The 20,023-nt window shown below is 57.6% G+C and carries 22 protein-coding genes; 9 read left to right on the top strand and 13 right to left on the bottom strand.

Features of this window, described 5'->3' with window-relative positions:
* Positions 1-107 precede the first annotated feature (107 nt).
* From purF to GOV85_RS16010, 3 genes are all read left to right on the top strand, one after another.
* Positions 108-1,631, top strand: coding sequence for an amidophosphoribosyltransferase (gene purF, locus GOV85_RS16020; protein WP_171179924.1), 1,524 nt, complete (start codon positions 108-110; stop codon positions 1,629-1,631).
* Between the two features lie 264 nt (positions 1,632-1,895).
* Positions 1,896-2,144: a hypothetical protein gene (locus tag GOV85_RS16015; protein ID WP_171179922.1), complete on the top strand. Its 249-nt coding sequence runs from the start codon at positions 1,896-1,898 to the stop codon at positions 2,142-2,144.
* 42 nt (positions 2,145-2,186) lie between these two features.
* Positions 2,187-2,831 carry an SDR family oxidoreductase gene (locus tag GOV85_RS16010; protein WP_171179920.1) on the top strand — a complete coding sequence of 215 codons (645 nt, stop codon included), beginning with the start codon at positions 2,187-2,189 and terminating at the stop codon, positions 2,829-2,831.
* Positions 2,832-2,891: 60 nt separating this feature from the next.
* Here the strand turns inward: GOV85_RS16010 and GOV85_RS16005 are convergent, their stop codons facing one another.
* From GOV85_RS16005 to GOV85_RS15990, 4 genes are all read right to left on the bottom strand, one after another.
* Entirely contained in the window at positions 2,892-3,734 is an 843-nt protein-coding gene (locus GOV85_RS16005) for an ATP-binding protein (RefSeq protein WP_171179918.1), read from the bottom strand.
* Between the two features lie 115 nt (positions 3,735-3,849).
* Entirely contained in the window at positions 3,850-4,731 is an 882-nt protein-coding gene (tatC, locus tag GOV85_RS16000; protein WP_171179916.1) for a twin-arginine translocase subunit TatC, read from the bottom strand.
* Positions 4,728-5,186, bottom strand: coding sequence for a Sec-independent protein translocase protein TatB (tatB, locus tag GOV85_RS15995; protein WP_171179914.1), 459 nt, complete (start codon positions 5,184-5,186; stop codon positions 4,728-4,730). Before tatB ends, tatC begins: the two co-directional genes overlap by 4 nt.
* A 6-nt stretch (positions 5,187-5,192) precedes the next feature.
* A complete protein-coding gene (locus tag GOV85_RS15990) occupies positions 5,193-5,408 on the bottom strand; it encodes a twin-arginine translocase TatA/TatE family subunit (RefSeq protein WP_171179912.1) in 216 nt (71 codons plus the stop codon).
* Between the two features lie 222 nt (positions 5,409-5,630).
* Here GOV85_RS15990 and GOV85_RS15985 point away from each other — a divergent pair, with 222 nt between their 5' ends.
* A complete protein-coding gene (locus tag GOV85_RS15985; RefSeq protein WP_171179909.1) occupies positions 5,631-5,936 on the top strand; it encodes a hypothetical protein in 306 nt (101 codons plus the stop codon).
* 21 nt (positions 5,937-5,957) lie between these two features.
* Complete coding sequence (locus GOV85_RS15980; protein WP_171179907.1) at positions 5,958-6,629, top strand: YafY family protein; 672 nt, start codon at positions 5,958-5,960, stop codon at positions 6,627-6,629.
* A 60-nt stretch (positions 6,630-6,689) separates the two neighbouring features.
* On the opposite strand, the gene GOV85_RS15975 is transcribed toward GOV85_RS15980, so the two are convergent.
* The 8 genes from GOV85_RS15975 to GOV85_RS15940 all read right to left on the bottom strand — a co-directional run bounded on the left by GOV85_RS15975 (position 6,690) and on the right by GOV85_RS15940 (position 14,135).
* On the bottom strand, positions 6,690-7,862 hold the full coding sequence (locus GOV85_RS15975) for a M23 family metallopeptidase (protein ID WP_171179905.1): 1,173 nt from the start codon (positions 7,860-7,862) through the stop codon (positions 6,690-6,692).
* A gap of 62 nt (positions 7,863-7,924) precedes the next feature.
* Complete coding sequence (locus tag GOV85_RS15970; RefSeq protein WP_171179903.1) at positions 7,925-8,575, bottom strand: protein-L-isoaspartate(D-aspartate) O-methyltransferase; 651 nt, start codon at positions 8,573-8,575, stop codon at positions 7,925-7,927.
* Positions 8,572-9,354 carry a 5'/3'-nucleotidase SurE gene (gene surE / locus GOV85_RS15965; RefSeq protein ID WP_171179901.1) on the bottom strand — a complete coding sequence of 261 codons (783 nt, stop codon included), beginning with the start codon at positions 9,352-9,354 and terminating at the stop codon, positions 8,572-8,574. The genes GOV85_RS15970 and surE overlap by 4 nt, the downstream gene beginning before the upstream one ends.
* Before the next feature lie 114 nt (positions 9,355-9,468).
* Positions 9,469-10,599, bottom strand: a complete 1,131-nt coding sequence (locus GOV85_RS15960; RefSeq protein ID WP_171179899.1) for an ABC transporter ATP-binding protein — start codon at positions 10,597-10,599, stop codon at positions 9,469-9,471.
* Between the two features lie 45 nt (positions 10,600-10,644).
* Positions 10,645-11,697 (bottom strand): methyltransferase domain-containing protein, encoded by a 1,053-nt coding sequence (locus GOV85_RS15955; protein ID WP_171179897.1) that lies wholly within the window; start codon positions 11,695-11,697, stop codon positions 10,645-10,647.
* 101 nt (positions 11,698-11,798) lie between these two features.
* Positions 11,799-12,917, bottom strand: a complete 1,119-nt coding sequence (locus GOV85_RS15950) for a hypothetical protein (RefSeq protein WP_171179895.1) — start codon at positions 12,915-12,917, stop codon at positions 11,799-11,801.
* Between the two features lie 2 nt (positions 12,918-12,919).
* A complete protein-coding gene (locus GOV85_RS15945; protein WP_171180074.1) occupies positions 12,920-13,699 on the bottom strand; it encodes an SDR family oxidoreductase in 780 nt (259 codons plus the stop codon).
* A gap of 73 nt (positions 13,700-13,772) precedes the next feature.
* A complete protein-coding gene (locus tag GOV85_RS15940; protein WP_171179893.1) occupies positions 13,773-14,135 on the bottom strand; it encodes a nuclear transport factor 2 family protein in 363 nt (120 codons plus the stop codon).
* 109 nt (positions 14,136-14,244) lie between these two features.
* Here GOV85_RS15940 and GOV85_RS15935 point away from each other — a divergent pair, with 109 nt between their 5' ends.
* The 4 genes from GOV85_RS15935 (at position 14,245) to GOV85_RS15920 (ending at position 19,115) form a co-directional block, all read left to right on the top strand.
* A complete protein-coding gene (locus tag GOV85_RS15935; RefSeq protein WP_171179891.1) occupies positions 14,245-15,849 on the top strand; it encodes a peptide chain release factor 3 in 1,605 nt (534 codons plus the stop codon).
* A gap of 49 nt (positions 15,850-15,898) precedes the next feature.
* Positions 15,899-16,642, top strand: coding sequence for a hypothetical protein (locus tag GOV85_RS15930; protein ID WP_171179889.1), 744 nt, complete (start codon positions 15,899-15,901; stop codon positions 16,640-16,642).
* Positions 16,639-17,568 (top strand): glycosyltransferase family 2 protein, encoded by a 930-nt coding sequence (locus GOV85_RS15925; protein ID WP_245223196.1) that lies wholly within the window; start codon positions 16,639-16,641, stop codon positions 17,566-17,568. The genes GOV85_RS15930 and GOV85_RS15925 overlap by 4 nt, the downstream gene beginning before the upstream one ends.
* Positions 17,569-17,753: 185 nt before the next feature.
* Positions 17,754-19,115: a DEAD/DEAH box helicase gene (locus tag GOV85_RS15920; RefSeq protein ID WP_171179887.1), complete on the top strand. Its 1,362-nt coding sequence runs from the start codon at positions 17,754-17,756 to the stop codon at positions 19,113-19,115.
* On the opposite strand, the gene GOV85_RS15915 is transcribed toward GOV85_RS15920, so the two are convergent.
* A complete protein-coding gene (locus tag GOV85_RS15915) occupies positions 19,112-20,014 on the bottom strand; it encodes a DMT family transporter (RefSeq protein ID WP_171179884.1) in 903 nt (300 codons plus the stop codon). The genes GOV85_RS15920 and GOV85_RS15915 overlap by 4 nt on opposite strands.
* Positions 20,015-20,023: the final 9 nt, after the last annotated feature.

Here is a 20,023-nt window from a genome sequence, read left to right as displayed (position 1 = left end):
TCAATTTCACCTGCTACCAAGACATCCGCATACGCTTTGCAGACGGCCCGTCTCCGAAAAGCGGTCAGTCCTCAGATAAAATCGTCATAGAAGTTGGAGCCCCGTAAATGTGTGGGATTTTGGGAATCGCAAGCCGGACACATGATGTGTTTGCCGAGATCTATGACGGGCTGCTTATGCTGCAGCACCGGGGTCAAGATGCCTCGGGGATCGTGACCTTCAATGGCGAGTTTTTCCGGGAAAAGAAGGCCAACGGGTTGGTCAAGGACGTGTTCAATGCTCAGGACGCCGAAACCCTTCTGGGCCATGTCGGCATGGGCCATGTCCGTTATCCCACCGCAGGTTCGCTTAGCGCGGCCGAGGCGCAGCCGTTCTTTGTAAACGCGCCTTATGGCATCTATCTGGTTCACAACGGCAACATTACCAACACTGCCGAGCAGCGCGAGAAGGTTACCGGCAAATACAGCCGCCATCTGCGCACCACCTCAGACTCCGAGATTCTGTTGAACGTCTTGGCCGACAAGGTGGCGGACGCGATCAAGGTAAACGGCAATGCGGAACCCATCCGCAACCTGTTTGCAGGTGTGAAGATGACGATGGAACGCGTTCAGGGCGCCTATTCCGTGATATGTCTGGTCGCGGGCGTCGGGATGCTGGCCTTCCGCGATCCGTTTGGGATTCGTCCTCTGTCGGTTGCAAAGCGCGAGGTCGATGGCCAGGGCGATGACTATGCGTTTGCCTCAGAAGACGTAGCCTTCGGCATCAACGGCTTTGAAAAGCTGCGCGATCTGCGCCCGGGTGAAGCGATCTTGATCGATCTGGACGGCAACATGCACGAATTCCAGGCCGTCGAAGGCAAGCTGACGCCCTGTATCTTTGAATACGTGTACCTCGCCCGTCCTGATTCACTGCTGGACGGGGTTTCGGTGTACAAAACCCAAATGCGTATGGGGCAGACGCTGGCCAAGCAGATTCAGGAGTCTGGTCTGGAAATCGACCGGATCATCCCTGTACCGGATAGTGCCCGCCCCGTGGCATTGGAAGCAGCCAAGATCACCGGAATCCCCTATCGCGAAGGTCTGGTGAAAAACCGTTATGTCGGGCGCACCTTCATCATGCCTGGCCAGGCTGAACGGCAGAAATCCGTTCGCCGCAAGTTGAACGCCGTTCCGCTGGAATTTGATGGCCACAGCGTTTTGCTGATCGACGATTCCATCGTGCGCGGCAATACCATCAAAAAAATTGTGCAGATGTGTCGCGACGCAGGTGCCAAGAAAGTTTATGTCGCAAGCGCCTCGCCCCCGGTGAAATACCCCAACGTTTACGGCATCGACATGCCGACCAAGGCCGAGTTGATCGCAAACGGAAAAGAGATCGAGGAGATCCGCGAAGAACTGGGCGCGGATGCTCTGTTCTATCAGCATCTGGATGACCTGATCTGGGCCGCCAAGGAAGGCAACCCCGAGATCGACGCCTTTGACTGTTCGTGCTTTGACGGCAATTATATCACCGGCAGCGTCAGTGAGGATTATCTGGACAATCTGGAAAACAGCAGCCGCGTCAGCCAGAAGCGTGCAGACATGCAGGTGCCCGGCGGATCGTGGAACGCGGCAAAGCTGGCCTCTGGCTAGTCGGGTTCACCTTTATCCCCCGGCGCTAAAGGCCAACGATTCGCTTCTGCAAAGTGACGGCTGCATTCGGTTCGAACCGCTTCGATGAGTGGTTTTTTGCCACAACTCAGCGGTGAATGCCGTGTGATCTCAGGGGCTTTTTCGTAGGGCATTTTTGTCTCGATGACATCTGTGTGTGATGCGCTTTTGCTTGCGCTTTGGTTTTGGTAGTTGGCCCACACCACTCACTAAAAGGGGTTTGGGCTACGGTCCAGGCCGCAGATCATGTCGAATGCAACAGTCAAAAGCGCGGCCACCCAGCGGGGCGCGTTGAAGAAGAACTCCGTGTCGGTCCTTGGCGTCTTTGGACCAAAGGCCGAGATGCGGGCCCTCATGCGACTTTCGTCGGGACGAGTAAAAGAGGTCAAAACCGGCAGTCGGGTTGCTTCGGGTACGGTTGTTGCGATTGATGAACATGGCATTGTGCTGCGACAAAGCGGCCAGACCAAGCGGATCACCATTCCCGGCAGCTAATCGCGACTTGACGCCCCGCGCGCAGGGGTTCAAACCGCAGCCATGACCGATCAGACCAAAATCGCCCTTATCACCGGGGCCTCTCGCGGGTTGGGCGCTGCCCTGGCCGAAGCGTTGGCGCCCGAATATCATATCGTCGCCGTTGCCCGCACCACCGGCGGGCTGGAAGAGCTGGACGACAGGATCAAGGCCAAGGGTGGGTCGGCAACGCTGGCCCCTATGGACATCACCGATCCAAATGCCATGGCAACCTTGTGCAGAGGAATTCACGACCGTTGGGGCAAGGTGGATCTTTGGTTGCACACAGCGATCCATACCTCGGCCCTGACACCGGCTCATTTCATTGATCCCAAAGAGTGGGCAAAGGCCGTTAACACCAACGCCAATGCGACCTCGGTTCTGATTCCCTACGTTACGCCCCTGCTGGGTGAAAACGGCCACGCGGTGTTCTTTGACGATCCGAAGGTTGGTGAAAAATTCTATGGCATCTATGGGGCCACCAAGGCGGCGCAGATGGCTCTGGCCCGTAGCTGGGCCGCGGAAACCGAACGCACCGGTCCGCGCGTTTCAATTGTCGAACCTGCACCGATGCCCACCGCTGTACGTGCAAGGTTTCATCCCGGAGAAGACCGGGATGCGTTGAACAGCACGGCAAGTGAAGCCGCGCGCATTCTGGCGCTGCTATAGGAAATGGCCCTATCGGGCCATGCCGCCGGCGGAGGTATTTTTAGCCAGATGAAGCTGGGATCAGGCGATATGGACGCCATTGCGCCCGGCCAGATCGACGAAGAACTGCCATGCGACACGGCCCGAGCGCGAACCGCGCGTAGCTTGCCATTCGATCGCTTCAGCCCGCAGGGTATCTGCATCGGCTGACACACCATAGGCCGCGCAATACCGGTCAATCATGGCAAGGTATTCGTCCTGATCACAGGGATGGAAACCCAACCAAAGACCGAAACGGTCGGACAGCGAGACTTTTTCCTCAACCGCCTCGGATGGGTTGATGGCGCTGGAGCGTTCGTTTTCGATCATATCCCGTGGCATCAGATGACGGCGGTTCGAAGTGGCATAGAACACCACGTTCTCGGGTCGGCCTTCGATGCCTCCATCCAGAACGGCCTTGAGCGACTTGTAGTGCTGGTCATCATGACTGAACGACAGGTCATCACAGAACAGGATGAACCGGTACGGGGCGGGGCGCAGATGATTCAACAGGCGCGCGACTGAAGCCATATCTTCACGCTGTAGCTCTACAAGTTTCAGATCCGGGTGATCCGTGCTGAGCGTGCCGTGGACGGCCTTTACCAGGCTGGACTTCCCCATTCCCCGAGCGCCCCACAACAACGCGTTGTTCGCTTTGTACCCGGCAGCAAACCGGCGTGTGTTGTCGAGCAAGGTATCGCGCGACCGGTTGATGCCGACCAATAAGTCCAAATCGACGCGGTTGACCTGCTCCACCGGTTCCAGACGTTCTGGTTCCACATGCCAGACAAAAGCCGGTGCCGCGTTGAAATCGGGCGTTGCCAGAGGCGCCGGTGCCATGCGTTCCAATGCAGCGGCGATGCGGTTCAAAGCTTGGTCGTCCATCGGGTCCTCCGGTCAATTCTGATGGGTTCAAAGCATGTTCTGATTGACGCAACAAGGCCCACCAACGAAAAAGGCGCGCCCAGATGTGGCGCGCCTATGTTGTTTTCTCAGCAGATTACTTCTTGTCTTCGAACTCCTGCATAAGGTCTTCATCCGCTTCGGCCTCTTCATCGTCGTAGTAGCCGTCGGCGCGCAATTGTTCTTCTCGCTTCCGTTCAACCCGGGCTACCAAAAAGATCGAAATTTCGTAGAGACCATAAACCACAACAAACAGAATAACCTGCGTGATCACGTCGGGGGGCGTGACAATGGCCGCCAAAACCAGAATGCCTACGACGGCATATTTGCGCACGGCACCCAGCCCTTCGGCGCTGACCAGTCCCGCCTTGCCCATGAGGGTCAAAAGAACCGGCAGTTGGAAGCACAGTCCGAAAGCCACGATGAACTTGATCGTCAGGTTCAGGTATTCCTGTGCTGAGCCCTGGAAAACCACGCTCAGGGGTGCAGCGGTTGCACCTTCTGCTACGGCTTCACCTTCCGCGCCAAACTGCTGAAACCCAAGAAAGAAGTCATAGGCCAGCGGCGTGACGACATAGAACGCAAAGCTTGCGCCCAGAAGGAACATGAAGGGCGAGGCCAGCATGAAGGGCAAAAACGCGTTCTTTTCCGACTTGTAGAGACCAGGCGCCACAAAGCGCCACATCTGCATCCCTATATAGGGAAACGCCAGAATAAACCCGCCCAGCAACGAGACCTTGATAGCCACAAAAAAACCTTCCTGCGGCGAGATGAAAATCAGGCCGCAATCCTGTCCACGCTCGGTCAGAACCTCGCACAGGGGATTTGTCAGAAAGTTAAAAAGCGGCGTGGCCACGGTAAAGCAGATGATCATACCGACCAGAAATGCCACGACACAGTGTATCAACCGTGTGCGCAGCTCGGCCAGATGCTCGATCAGGGGCGCCGAGGTATCTTCGATCTCGTCGGTCTTGCTCATGTCTTGCTTTCAGTATTCAGCGCGGCTTCGGCCTCTTCCGCCTTGGCCAGTGCGTCGGCGGCTTCCTTGGCTTTGCGCTCGGCAGCGGCACGTGCTGTGGTGGCCTGAATTTTCTTGGCCTGCTCGGCCCGTTCTGCCGCCAGTTTGCCGGTTTCGCTGTCAGGATCGAATTTAGTGGGATCGATGCTTTTTGCCATGTCCTGCGCGGCTTGTTTGACACCGTCCACGGCAGAACCCACAGGATTCGCGGCGGCGTTGAGACCTTTCTTGATCTCGTTCACGCCAGCCTGATCCGCAGCCTCGTTCATGGCGCTGCTGAATTCGCGCGCCATGCCACGGGCTTTGCCGACAAAACGCCCGACATTGCGGAACAGCACCGGCAGGTCCTTCGGCCCCACAACGATCAGGGCGACGATGCCGATGACCAGAAGTTCGGTCCAGCCCAGATCAAACATCTGCGCTTACGCCTTGTCTTTCTCGGTTTCGGGGGTCACGTCCTTGGCGATCTCGGACGCATCCTGTTCCAGCTCTTCCGTTCCGTCCTTCACGCCTTTTTTGAAAGCGGTGATGCCTTTGCCAACTTCGCCCATCAGCGAGCTGATCTTGCCGCGACCAAACAGAACCAGAACCACAACGGCGATCAGCAGAAGACCGGGAAGGCCGATATTGTTGAGCATGTCTTTTCTCCTTTTTCGTCGGCGCGAATGAACGCCGGGAATATGAACTGGCTCTGTGTTTACGCCCGGAGGCTTTTTGTAAAAAGAGATCAGAAGCGGATTGAAGGCAAAATTTGATGTGATCTGAAAGAATCTAAGGGCTCGTATTTCTCAACTGACAGGTTTATGTCAGTTGGGTACGCATAAGTAGACGGTATCGAAACCTGGTCAACGGAGACCCAAATGACCCATGTTGCTGAAATCGTCACCTTCACCCTCGCCAATGGCACTACATCGGAAGAGTTTGTGAAGCTCAGCCAAGCCTCAGAAGCCTTTGTGCGCAGCGCACCGGGCTTTGCCAACCGCCAGTTGAGCCAGGGCGAAGACGGTCGCTGGACTGACTATGTCATCTGGACGGACATGAAGGCGGCCAAGGACGCCGCCGCACAATTCCCACAACAGGACTTTTGCGCCGGTATGATGGCGGCCATCAACCCTGAAAGCATTCAGATGCGTCACGAGAATGTGCTATGGAACATGACTGCCTAGGCGCAGTCTGGGCGGCGTGACATGCGCCGCACGGATCGCCTATTTGATATCATCCAGATCCTGCGCGACGGCAAACTGCACCGTGCGAAGGACATTGCGGACCGGCTTGAGGTGTCGGTCCGCACCATCTATCGCGACATGGACACGCTGGTGGCTTCGGGTGTTCCGGTCGAAGGCGAGCGCGGCGTAGGCTACATGGTGCGCGAGCAGATTACTCTGCCCCCTTTGAACCTGACCCCAGCCGAGCTTGAGGCGCTGAACCTTGGCATGGCCATCGTGGCGGAAGCTGCCGACCCGGAACTTAAAGCCGCCGCCAACGCGCTGGCTGACAAAATCGACGCGGTTCTACCGACGCAGGTTGTGGCCGAAGCTGACACGTGGAAATTCGCAGTCTACCCCTTTGCCGATGCCGCCCGCGGGCTGGCACATATGGCCCCGATCCGCGCGGCCATCAAATCACGCCAGAAACTCCGCTTGTCCTATCGCAGAATCGACGGGGTTCTCACCAACCGCACTATCCGCCCGCTGCACATGGAGTATTGGGGCCGCGTCTGGACCCTCACGGCCTGGTGCGAGCTGCGTCAGGGTTTCCGGGTCTTCCGTATCGACCTGATCGAATCCGTCTTACCTCTGCCGGAAGTCTTTGCCGATGAACCTGGCAAACGCCTGAGCGACTACGACCCAAACGATTGACAGGTTTAATCTTTTCCTAGTCTTTGCGCGAAAAGCATGGCCCGAAACGGGCTATTTCCCTTATTTCAGGTAAGGCTCTGGATCGACTGACTCGAACCCTTTGCGCACTTCAAAATGCACATAGGCATTGTCTCCGCCCCTCAGCTGCGCAAGCTTTTGGCCACGACGTACTCGGTCGCCTTTCTTGACGGTGATATCATCGACATTGGCATAGACTGTCAGCAGATCGTTCTTGTGCTTGACCACGATGATCGGAACCTGATCCGCGTCCGCCGTAATTGCCGCAACAGTGCCCGCGTCGGCCGCCGTCACCGCCGTGCCGGGTGCTGCTGCGATGTCGATACCTTCATTCTTGCCTTTGTTATACCCACGAATGATGGTGCCGCTTACCGGCAGAGACAAAGCTGAAGACCGCGTATTGGTCGGGGCTTCAGCCGTCACATCGGGGGCCTCGGCCAGCGGCGCGACATCTTCTTCAGGCAGAGGCTGCGTTGCGCTTGGCGGCGTCGGCGTGGGCGAGCCCTGCCCCGGCTCGGTCACTTCCGTTGCCGCAACAGGTGCTGCGGCAGCAGCGCTTTGCCTTGGCGCTGGTTGGTTCTTGACCGGGATCAGCAGAAACTGACCTTCGCGCACGGTGAAATCTGGCCCCAACCCGTTCCATTCCGCCAAGGCTTCAACCGGCACCTGATAGAGCCGCGAGATGGTATAGGCTGTCTCGCCCCTCTTCACCTTGTGCCGAACCGGCTCCGGCCCCGAGGTCACTGGAGCCGGGGATGTCGCTGGTTTCGCAGGTTCCAACGTCGTTGTCTGAACCGAGTTTGTATCCGGGGCCTGATCGATTGCATTTCCGGCCACCGAGGCGATATCTACTCCGCTTCCTGCACCCACTGACCGCGGCAGCGCCAGCACTTCGCCTTCGCGCAAGGTGTCGGTTGTCTGCAGACCGTTAAAGCGTGACAATTCCTCTTCCGGCAGGCCCACCCGTGCGGCTACGTCCCGCACCGTGTCGCCTCGTCGGGCGACGACAACCTGATAGTTAGGATAGGTGATCACGCCCCGACTGTCCGGTTTGGGCCGCGACGTAGTGGCCGACAGCGCCGCATCGGTGGTCGAGAACCCGCCGACTTGCCCGCGCAAATCATAGTCCAGAGGCCCTTCACACCCGGCCAGAACTGCCACAGCGACCAGTCCGGTTGCACAGCGGCGCATAGATGATTTGGATACTGCTTTCATAATTCTGTCCTCAAAGCCTGCCCCTGTTTTCCGGGGTTCCGGCGACCAACTCACAAAGCCTGTTACTTCTCGTCCTTCCCAAGTCCCTCAAGCAGAGGCACAAAACGAACTGACGTCAATTCATCATAGTCCAGACCGGTTTCAGTGCGTGTCACTTTGATCAACTGCTGCACCGCATCCGACTGCCCCACGGGTAAAACCATAATACCCCCGATTTTAAGCTGCGCCAAGAGCGGGCCCGGAGGGTCCTCGGCTGCGGCTGTCACAATGATCCGATCAAACGGTGCCTGTTCCGGTAAACCGAAGGATCCATCAGACAACATGGCGGTGACATTGGTCAGGCCCAAATCGGTAAACAGCTTGCCCGTTTCGCTCACCAGCCGCCGGTGACGTTCGACGGTATAGACACGGCGCGCCAGTTTCGACAGGATCGCCGCCTGATAGCCCGAGCCGGTTCCGATCTCGAGCACGGTGTCCCGCGCCCGCACATCCAGCGCCTGTGTCATCAGCCCGACAACCGAAGGCTGGCTGATTGTCTGACCGCAGGCGATTGGCAGCGGCATGTCCTCGTAAGCGCGATCCGCAAACAGGCCAGTGACAAACCGCCCCCGATCCACCTGCTCCATAGCCGCTAAAACACGCGCATCGGTCACGCCCCTTTTGCGCAAGGCAAAGAGGAACTGCATTACGGTTTCGGGGTCCAGTCCGCTCATTCGACTGCCTTCAATGCCTCCAGCATGTCATGCGCGGTCAAGTCGGCGCGCATCGGCGTGACCGAAATGTAACCTTCCAAATTGACCGCCGCATCGGTGCCCGGCGCCGTCGGGTTGTGCTGATAACCGCCCTTGATCCACAGGAACCGCCGCCCCGAGGGCGAACTGTGTGGCTCGACCGAGAAATGTGTATCACGCCGGAAACCCTGTGCCGCTACGCGTGTGCCCAGCACCTCATCTGCCGGAACGGGTGGGAAATTCACGTTGTAGAACAAGCGGTAATCACCCTGCTCTACCGGAGTGGCATCCAGAATACGCCGGACCAGGTCGGCGCCAAAGCGCGCAGCGCCCTCAAATGGATCATCCAACCCCAGGTTACGTGGGCCGAAATACTGAGACAGTGCAATTGCCGGCACGCCTTGCAGCGCCGCTTCCATCGCACCACCAATGGTTCCTGAGTAAAGTGTGTTCTCAGCCGAGTTGTTGCCCCGGTTTACGCCCGACAAGACCAAATCCGGCGGGCAGTCCACCATTACATCATGCAACCCAGCCAATACACAGTCCGCAGGCGACCCTTCGGCCGCATAGCGTCGCTCGCTGAGCTTGGCGATCATCGTGGGATGGGTATAGCTAATACAATGCCCGACCCCGGATTGCTCGAAGGCAGGCGCAACCACCCAAACTTCGCCATCCGGTCCGGCAAGTTCGGCTGCGATTGCCTCAAGCGTGATCAAGCCCGGAGCATTGATTCCGTCGTCATTGGTCAGAAGAATACGCATGTGCTCGATTTACCCCCGCGTTTGGCCCTTGATAGACCCCGGTCTGCGTTGCGGCAAGCGACGCGGGCCTGCATTCTGAGGCTTTCGCGCACCACTCAGGCGGAAATCGTCAGATCAGCTTTTGCTGTCAGGGAAAACAAAACATTTGTCACGGCGAATGGTCAGCCACATAACGCGACCCAGCCCCGGTACAAAAACATTTGGAACCGTCGCCTTGAGGATTGAGCCGTCGTAATCCATGCGGAACTCGACAAGGCTCTCATTTCCCAAAAAACGCGCGCGCTCGACTACACCCCGCGCAGCCACACCATCTGTCGGCGTGGGCAAAGGTCCCTTTCCGTTGCGGTCAAAATCCAGTTTGACATGCTGCGGGCGGAATACAATTTCGACATCCGTTCCGTCCGGGATGCCGGGCGCAAGAAACTGACCAAACGGCGTATCAGCCAAAGCCCCATTCACTTGCGCTCGCAACACGTTGACATCACTGAAAAAGGCCACGGCGGCTTTATCCGCTGGTCGGGTGTAAACGTTATAGGGCGCGCCTTGCTGCACCACCTTACCACGTCGCATCAGCGCAATCTCATCCGCCATGCGCATCGCCTCTTCCGGCTCGTGCGTGACCAGCAGAACGGCAGCGTCCTCTTCCTTGAGGATAGACAGCGTTTCGTCCCGAATGCCATCACGCAGGCGGTTGTCGAGGCCGGAAAACGGCTCGTCCATCAACATGATCCGGGGGCGCGGCGCCAATGCGCGGGCCAGTGCCACACGCTGCTGCTCCCCGCCCGATAACTGATGCGGAAATCCGTCGATGAAGCGCATCAGGTCTACTTTACGCAGCAGTTCTTCAACCCGGGCGCGTTTTTCATCCTTGCTGCCCTTCAAGCCAAACGCCACATTATTGGCCACGCTCAAATGTGGGAACAGCGCGAAATCCTGAAACATCAAGCCAATCTCACGCCGTTCCGGCGGCACCCGGAAAACCGTGTCGCAGATCAGCTTGCCATCTACGTATATCTCGCCCGAGTCCTGCATCTCGACCCCGGCGATCATACGCAGCGTCGTGGATTTGCCGCAGCCCGAAGGCCCCAGCAAACACGTCACCTTGCCCGCCTGCACGGTCAGCGACACATCATCCACCACAACCCGCCCTTCGAACCGGCGGATAATGTTGCGAATTGCCAGACGTGGAGGAGTTACGTTACCTGTCACCGATGGACCCCAATTGCCTTTCCCGATCAAATCCATCGGGCTTAGGCGGGGATAGCAACCCCGCCCCTCAGGTGCAAGGGATCAGCAGCAACCACCGCCCGAAGATGCTGTCTCACCCACGGCTTCGAACGGGCTTTCGCCACCGCAGCCTTCGAAGATGCCGTAATGGGTCGAGAAATCACCGATAAAATCAAAGTGCCGCGCGAAACGCGTATCCTGCAACATCATCCACGTGTTGCCACAGACCGGAAAGACCTTGCCGGTTTCGATGATGTGGTGATCGTCCAGAACAAACTCATGCGGTGCGTTGGGCACGGTGCCCTTGTAGACCACCGCCTGCCCATAGTCTTCGCAAGCCGGCTCCAGCGCGGGTAGTTTGAACAATCGATACGTGGCCGACAGGAACTTAAGCGGTGCCACACGTGCTTCGAGCACGGGATTTTCGATAGTCAACGGACGGTGAGTCTCGCGTCGTGGATCACCGAAACCGGCCTTACGGGCCATCGACAGGAAATCATTCCAGTACAACGCGCCCGACAGGCATTCGCCGTACAGCACTTCATCCTCGGCCATCGCCTGCGGGATACGGCGGTCTGCGTAAACGTCCGAGAAGTACATCTCGCCACCCTCTTTCAGCAGCCGATACGCTCCGCGCAGAACCGCATCCTTGTCGGTCGCCAAGTTGATCACGCAGTTCGACACTATGATGTCGAACGATCCGGGCTCCAAATCCAGCTCATCCAGCTTTTCGATATAACCGTGATGGAATTCTACATTGCTTTTGGCGTGGCCAAAGGCTTGGGCGTGATAGTCCTGATGCGCACGGGCAACGTCCAATTGCTCGGGCGTCATGTCCACACCGACAACCCGCCCGTTTTCACCCACCATAGCCGACAAGGCATAGACGTCACGCCCCGCGCCGCAGCCCAGATCGAGGATCGACATGCCCTCGAGATCCAGAGGCGCGATCAGACCGCAGCCGTAATACCGAGTCAGCACGTCGTCATGGATTTTCGAAAGGATCTTTTTGACATGATCCGGCATGTCATCAGGCGTACAGCACGCGTTGGTCTGCAAGTCCGCGCTGCTTTGCAGGACCTCACCATAGTAATTCTGCACCGACTCGTGCTTCATCGCAGTCTTCCCCTCAAACATGGTTTCTTCGCAGGTAATGCAGCAAGCCGCGCCAAGCAATCCAAAGCCTTTGCTTTTGACAAAAGCGTGAGTGTTTCTTTTCAGGTCGAGCCCAGCAATTCGAAATCCACGCCCGCGCGGACCTTGCCGTTCACCTGCACCTCAAGCCGATGTGCGCCGGGCACCAGTTTGAACGTTGTGGCGTCGCCCTTCAGCTTGTGTCGTTTGCTCAGGTGCAAGTGGCCATTTTTAAGCGACGCCTGTTTGAGTTTGTGCACTTTGGCTGAGATTTTTCCACCAGGACGTTGGAAATGAACGATATAATCCACCAGAACAGGCTGCTCGCCTGCGCCGGTCAGGGCAACTGAAAACTCCAGCGCCCCGCCTATCCGGGCCTCTGAGGTCAGATCCACTGACACCGCCACCTTGGCCTCAGGGTCATACCCCAAAACCTTCATCGCCTCGGGGTGTCCTGCTTTGACCAGTCCGCGCAACGTATGTGAGGTCATCCAGTCCAACTCAGCCACGTTCTGCCGTCCATCAGCGCGCCACTTTTCCAAGCGTTCCAGAACCAGATCAGGGTTTTTCTTGGTGATGTCGTTCAAATGATTGGCCACAGACCGGGTAACATAGCGTGTGCCGTCCCCGTGCAGCCGGTCCAACAGCGGCAGCGGATCTGCCAGATCAAGACCAATCCCCTGTCCCCAAGGCAACCGGGGCCGCGTGCCCTCGCTCACCAACCGGCGCACATGATAGCTGTCATGGCTGCACCATGTCTGCATTCGCTTTAGTACGGCGTCTGGATCATGGTTCAGAAACGGGCGAATGGCCCATTCCATGGAAAACCGCTGGGTCAACTCTTCCAGCACATCCAAAGCCAGATCAACGTGATCCAGCCCGATCTCTGCAACCCACTCGCCCAACGGTCCAAAAATGAAATCCCCGAAATCATCATCTGTCTTCGAGGGGTCCAAAGGCGGCGGCAAAGCGCGCAGGATGACAGGGGCAACCGCTGGTAAATCGCCCGGCACTGCCTGTTGCAGGCAGTCTGAAATCCACACCATTCTCTCTTTCAGTTCCAGTTTCAGCAGGCGCGACATAACCTGCGCATGAAACGCCTCGGCATCAAAAGACGCGTCAGCTGCATCAAACAACCCCGCGAGATAGCGGGTTTTTTCCGCATTAAACAACTGGTCTTTTAAAGAGAAATTCTGAGCCATCTTTACATCGTCATGTTTCCGGCGCCACCGTCCAGCAGAATGTTCTGCCCAACTATGAAACCCGCCTGTTTCGAGCAGAGAAACGCGCAAGCAGCACCAAATTCCTGCCGTGTACCGTAACGACGTGCAGGGATAGTGGCGGCTCGATTTGCACGCGCTTGATCGATCGAAATACCTTGTTGCGCTGCGACACTGCCATCCAAAGAATCCGCCCGATCGGTGGCATGAATGCCCGGCAACAGGTTGTTGATATTGACCCCAAAGGGCGCAACCTGACGCGACGTACCCGCCACGTATCCAGTCAGCCCCGTACGCGCTGCATTCGACAAACCCAAGGCCGGGATCGGAGCACGCACCGACTGTGAAGTGATGTTGACGACACGCCCCCATCCTTTGTCAATCATTCCGGGCAACAGTGCTTTCATAAACGCTATTGGCGTTAGCATGTTGGCATCCAACGCCTCAATGAAATCATCACGATCCCAGTCTGACCACAGCCCCGGAGGGGGACCACCTGCATTTGTCACAAGAATATCAACGCCCTGCGCGGCTTCGATCACCTGGGCCTGACCCTCGGCAGTTGTCACGTCACACGCGACGGCTTGCACCTCGACGCCGTACTCTGACCTAAGTCGCGCGGCCTCAGCCTCCAACGCGTCAGAACCACGGGCGTTCATCACCAGATCAACGCCCGCTTCTGCCAGAGCCTCTGCGCAGCCCAGCCCCAATCCCTTGCTGCTGGCGCAAACCAGCGCGCGCTTTCCTTGAATTCCCAGATCCATCGGATCCTCCCTGTCAGTCATTGCCGCATGTCTAGCACCGGCCAGACAGGGAAGACCAGAAACGGATCGTTGATCAGTAAAAGAACTCTTCCCGCACGATTTTGCCGTCGGCCACGTGGTAAACGGCCACCTCGCGCATATCAAAGGCTTCGCCGGTTTCTTTCACAGTGCCCTGCACTTCGAAAATCACGGCAAAACGGTCGTCACCATGGGGAAACGGGTCACTGACGGAAGCCCCTGAGACTTCATGGGCACTTTCCCACCACTCATGCTTGCCACGTATGGCTTCCACACCGTGGGTTTCGCGCCCCATTCCCTGAAAATCCTGCCCTTCGACCGAAACAGCATCCGGAGCGTATAGCTTTGACAGGTTTTCCTTGGCGCGATCCTCACGGCATCCGGCGACCAGTTCGTCTGCAATCTCTTTCAAATTCATTGATCCTCTCCATTATTTGTTCACTATATGTTCTTATTGCCATACCCTCACGATTCGAACCACCCCCTTTGTCTTGCTTCGGCAGATTTCCCCGCATATACGCGCGCTCATGCTTGATACCTCGAACCAACCCACCCTGCCGCCCGAGATTGCCCGCCGCCGGACATTCGCCATCATCTCGCACCCGGATGCGGGCAAGACGACGCTGACGGAAAAGTTCCTGCTTTACGGGGGCGCGATCCAGATGGCCGGTCAGGTGCGCGCCAAGGGCGAGGCACGGCGGACACGGTCTGACTTCATGCAGATGGAAAAGGATCGGGGCATCTCGGTCTCGGCATCGGCGATGTCGTTCGACTATGACAATTTCCGCTTCAATCTGGTGGATACGCCCGGTCACTCGGACTTTTCCGAGGATACCTATCGCACGCTGACTGCGGTGGACGCGGCCGTCATGGTGATCGATGGTGCGAAAGGTGTGGAAAGCCAGACGCAGAAACTGTTCGAGGTTTGCCGTCTACGCGATCTTCCGATCCTGACCTTCTGTAACAAGATGGACCGGGAAAGCCGCGATACGTTCGAGATCATCGACGAGATTCAGGAAATGCTGGCCATCGACGTTACGCCTGCGGCCTGGCCGATTGGCGTGGGCCGTGATTTCATCGGCTGTTACGACATGCTGCGCGACCGTTTGGAACTGATGGACCGCGCAGACCGCAACAGGGTGGCGGAAAGCATCGAAATCAACGGGTTGGACGACCCGAAATTGGCCGAACATGTGCCCGAGCATCTTCTGGAAAAGCTGCTGGAAGAGGTCGAGATGGCGCGTGAACTGCTGCCAGCACTTGACCCGCAGGCGGTTTTAGAAGGTCACATGACCCCGATCTGGTTTGGTTCGGCGATCAACTCGTTTGGCGTCAAAGAGCTGATGGAAGGTATCGGTGCTTATGGCCCACAGCCGCAAGTTCAGTCAGCTGAACCGCGTCAGATTGCGCCCGATGAAAAGAAAGTCGCAGGCTTTGTCTTCAAGGTTCAGGCCAATATGGACCCCAAGCACCGCGACCGGGTTGCCTTTGTCCGTATGGCTTCAGGTCACTTCAAACGTGGTATGAAACTGACGCATGTGCGGTCCAAAAAGCCAATGGCGATCTCGAACCCAGTGCTATTCCTTGCATCCGACCGCGAACTGGCGGAAGAGGCTTGGGCCGGGGACATCATCGGCATCCCGAACCACGGCCAACTGCGCATCGGTGACACACTGACCGAAGGCGAAGCACTGCGCGTGACCGGTATTCCTTCGTTTGCGCCGGAACTGCTGCAGGGCGTGCGTGCGGGCGATCCGATGAAAGCCAAGCATCTGGAAAAAGCCCTGATGCAGTTTGCCGAAGAAGGCGCGGCCAAAGTGTTCAAACCCTCGATCGGGTCGGGCTTTATCGTCGGCGTCGTCGGCGCGCTGCAATTCGAAGTGCTCGCCAGCCGGATCGAGATGGAATACGGTCTGCCCGTTCGGTTCGAGGCGTCGCAATTCACCTCGGCCCGATGGGTCAGCGGTGACAAGGCCGAGGTCGAGAAGTTCGTCAACGCCAACAAGCAGCACATCGCACATGATCATGACGGTGACATCGTCTATCTGACGCGCCTGCAATGGGACATCGACCGAGTCGTGCGCGACTATCCGGCTCTGAACCTGACTGCGACAAAAGAGATGATGGTGTGATCCAACTGGCTGATTGCGCAGCCGAACCAGGCTGTGCAATCCTGCGCGCATGAGTGACGACGAACTGACCTATCCCGGTGGTCTGCCAGACATGCTGGACAGCTATGAGAACCGGCGCAGTCCGTTTCAGTTCGGCGCCCTCACCCTGCCTGATCCCGACGTCGATCTGGATGATCTGGCCGAACGCACGGTTCCAGCCAGCGCCACCGAAGTGCCGGCCGGACGCAGCACCACATGGGATCGCAAACGCGCCCAAATCGCACGCGAATTCGTCGGCCAGTCGGAATTGGCCTTCCTGAACGCGCAATTGATTTCGAACCTTAGAAAACGGTCTTTTCCTCGCCACGCGCCAACCCTATTCTGCCGGTTGTGGGACGAACAGTCCGATCACCTGCTGGCCACACTCGACCTGCGCTGGCTGGTGTCTTCGGTTCAGACATTTGCGGACCACGGCCAGACGGCGACACAGCGCGAGGTGGGTCACGCGTTGCGGATGTTGTTTGGTCTGATGAAGCTTTACGAGTTTGAACGCCTATTCTCGGGCCTGGCCCCGGATACACCCTTTCGGTTCGAGGACAAAAACCATGTGGATTTACCCTTCGAAATGAAGGGTTTTTCCTTTGAAAAAGGCGGGTTGGACATCAATCTTATCGCCCCAATTTGGACCCGAGCGATGCACGACCCGACCATCGCGCCGTTGGTCGATCATCTGATGACGGAACTCAACAAAGACCCAGGCGGTGTCTTTCGCCGCCTGCAACGGATGCGCGACGCGCGCGCGACGCGCGCATGAGCACCTGGGGCATCGTCTCGATGGTTCGGGGCCCGACCGAGAACGTATTGCGGTTCGTGGCCCATCACCTCGAACTGGGCGCGGACTTTATGTATATCTACATGGACGAACCCAACCGGCGCACCTTTCGGGCGCTCAGGATGCACCCCAAAGTGCGCGTGCGGGTCTGCGACGATGCGTTTTGGGAAAAGCGAGGTCGCGCAAGGCCGGAAAAGCATCAGGTCCGTCAGACGGTTCACGCGACATTTGCCTATCGCAACACGCCCCTGGATTGGCTGACGCATATCGATGTAGACGAGTTTCTTTGGTCCCCGACCCCGATCGCCGAAGTGCTGGGCAACGTGCCGCCCAACCTCAACGCCGCACGCGTCCGCCCTATGGAAGCCCTGGCTGGCGGTGACGATCTTTATAAGGCACACATTCCGCAGGGGCCCAACCGCGAGGCGTTGGTCGAAGCAATTTACCCGACCTATGGCGCGTTTGTTCTGGGTGGTTTTCTCAGCCATGTGCAGGGCAAGCTGTTCGTTCGCACTGGCCTGAAATACCTGAACTTCCGCATCCACAACCTGTTTCAGAACAAAAAGCTACTGCCTTGCAAATACGAGTTGCCCGAGGTCGAGCTGTGCCACCGGCACGCACCGGATTGGGACCACTGGATCGGACATTACCAGTTTCGTATTGATCGCGGCTCGTATCAGGCAGGCATGGCACCCAACGTACCGCGCGAACAGGGTGGTTTGAACAAAAATGAACTGCTCAACTGGATCGAAGCCGAACAAGGCAAAGACGGGCTGCGCGCGTTTTACGATGAGATGAGCGGAGCAGACCCCGAAGTCCGTGCCCGTTTGGAACAGCACAACCTACTGCGTCACCGCCCATTGGCTCTGGACGAAAAACTGGAGAAACACTTCCCCGGAACCTGCTGAATTGTTGCGGAAAATCCCGCGAACATTTTGCGTGCCCCGCACTAAGCGGACTTCATTTGACCCTGACCTACGTTTTTGTTATGTCCGCCCCCAAGCCGAATAGGCGCATTGCGCGCATGGCCATCCGGGCCCGGCACATCTTTGACGCGCGGGCCAGGTCAAGTGTCCGCAAAAACCGGACTTACATGACAAAGTTTAACGAACTGAACCTGAACCCAAAGGTCCTCAAAGCCATTGAGGAAGCCGGATACGAAACCCCCACTCCGATCCAGGAAGGTGCGATTCCACCTGCTCTGGAAGGTCGCGATGTTCTGGGGATTGCGCAGACCGGCACTGGCAAAACCGCCAGCTTTACCCTGCCGATGATCACCCTGCTGGCCCGTGGTCGCGCCCGTGCACGCATGCCGCGTTCGCTGGTTCTGTGCCCGACACGGGAACTCGCCGCGCAGGTGGCCGAGAATTTCGACACATACACCAAGCACCTGAAACTGACCAAAGCGCTGTTGATCGGCGGGGTCAGTTTCAAGGAACAAGAGGCGCTGATCGACCGGGGCGTTGACGTTCTGATCGCCACGCCGGGTCGCCTACTGGACCATTTTGAACGCGGCAAGCTGTTGCTGACTGGTGTTCAGATCATGGTGGTGGACGAAGCCGACCGGATGCTGGACATGGGATTTATCCCTGATATCGAACGGATCTTTTCGCTGACACCGTTCACGCGCCAGACCCTGTTCTTCTCGGCCACAATGGCTTCTGAGATCGAGCGTATCACCGACACATTCCTGTCCGCCCCTGCCCGGATCGAGGTTGCCCGTCAGGCCACCGCATCCGAGACCATTGAACAGGGCGTCGTCATGTTCAAGGGCGGTCGCCGCGATCGTGAGGCCAGCAACAAACGCAAGGTTCTGCGTGCGCTGATCGATGCCGAAGGTGAGAAATGCACCAACGCGATCATCTTCTGCAACCGCAAGACAGATGTGGATATCTGCGCAAAATCGCTGAAGAAATACGGCTATAACGCCGCCGCGATCCACGGTGATCTGGACCAGTCGCAGCGCATGAAAACGCTGGACGGCTTCCGCGATGGGTCGCTACGCCTGCTGGTGGCCTCGGATGTCGCTGCGCGTGGCCTGGATATTCCTTCGGTCAGTCACGTGTTCAATTTCGACGTACCTGGCCATGCCGAGGATTACGTTCACCGCATTGGTCGCACCGGTCGTGCCGGGCGCGAAGGCAAGGCCATCACTATTTGCTCGGGCCGCGATGAGAAGGCTTTGGATGCAATCGAAAAGCTGATCCAGAAAGACATCCCGCGCATCGACAATCCGGTCAAAGAAGAGCCCAAGCCTGAAAAACCCAAGTCTGAGAAACCGAAGCCCGAGAAAAGGGCCAAGGAACAGGAAGGCTCGAAGGACAACCGGAAAGAGCGCGAACCGAAAGGACGCGGTCGAGGCCGCAAGGCCGATAACGGTCCGGTTGTTGTGGGGATGGGTGATCATCTGCCCAGCTTTATCGCTCTTAGCTTTGATGAGCGTCGTGCTGGCTAAATTGCCAGCACCAGCGCCAGTATCGAAAGCCCCAATAAGGTCATTCCGGCGATCTCTCGCCGGGTGATCGTTTCGCGGAAGAACAATGTCGAGGCCATCAAGCTGAAAAGCAGTTCGATCTGCCCCAGCGCTTTTACATACGCTGCGTTTTGCAAAGTGAACGCCCAGAACCAGCAAAACGACCCGCCCAAACTTGTCAGCCCGACAAAGACTCCAGTAGATCGCGTTTGCCAGACTGCGATCAACTCGGACCGATCGCGCCACAACAGCCAAAGCCCCATGCTGAGGAACTGAAACGTCACAACGGCAGCCAAAGTGACCAATGCCCTGAACCATGCGTCCAAGTCGCCCAGTTGCAGCGAGGCGCCGCGATAGCTGACGGAGGAAAAGGCAAACAAAACACCCGAACCAAGCCCCAATTTTGAGGCCCTGTTGGTCAGATGCCGCCACAATGCCCCGTCACCACCGGGTGTTTTCGACAGCAGCAGAACTGCGGCAAGACCCAACAGAATAGCCACCAGCGCGCCCGCTGACACGCGATCCCCCAGAACTAGAAAGCCGACAATCGCGGTTTGAATCACTTCGGTTTTCTTGAAGGTGATCCCCACCGCAAAGTTGCGCTGTTTGAACAGCGCCACCACACAAATCGTCGCAAGTATCTGCGCCGTCCCGCCGATCACCGCGTATATCCAGAACAATGGGCTGAGCGTTGGCAGGATTGCCCCCGTTACCTGCAAAGCGACCAGCAACCCTGCGACGGCCAACGGTATGGAATAGGCAAAGCGCGCAAACGTTGCGCCAGCCGCAGATAGTTTCACGCTGCTCAGCGATTTTTGCAGCATGAAACGCACAGTTTGAAAACTGGCGGCGGCGATGGTGACAGGGATCCAGAGACTCATGCCACCCGT

Source organism: Ruegeria sp. HKCCA4633, assembly GCF_013034605.1.
In the GTDB taxonomy this organism is placed as follows: domain Bacteria; phylum Pseudomonadota; class Alphaproteobacteria; order Rhodobacterales; family Rhodobacteraceae; genus Ruegeria.
Note: the sequence above shows the minus strand (reverse complement) of the source record. Positions and strands in the feature narration are given on the sequence as shown.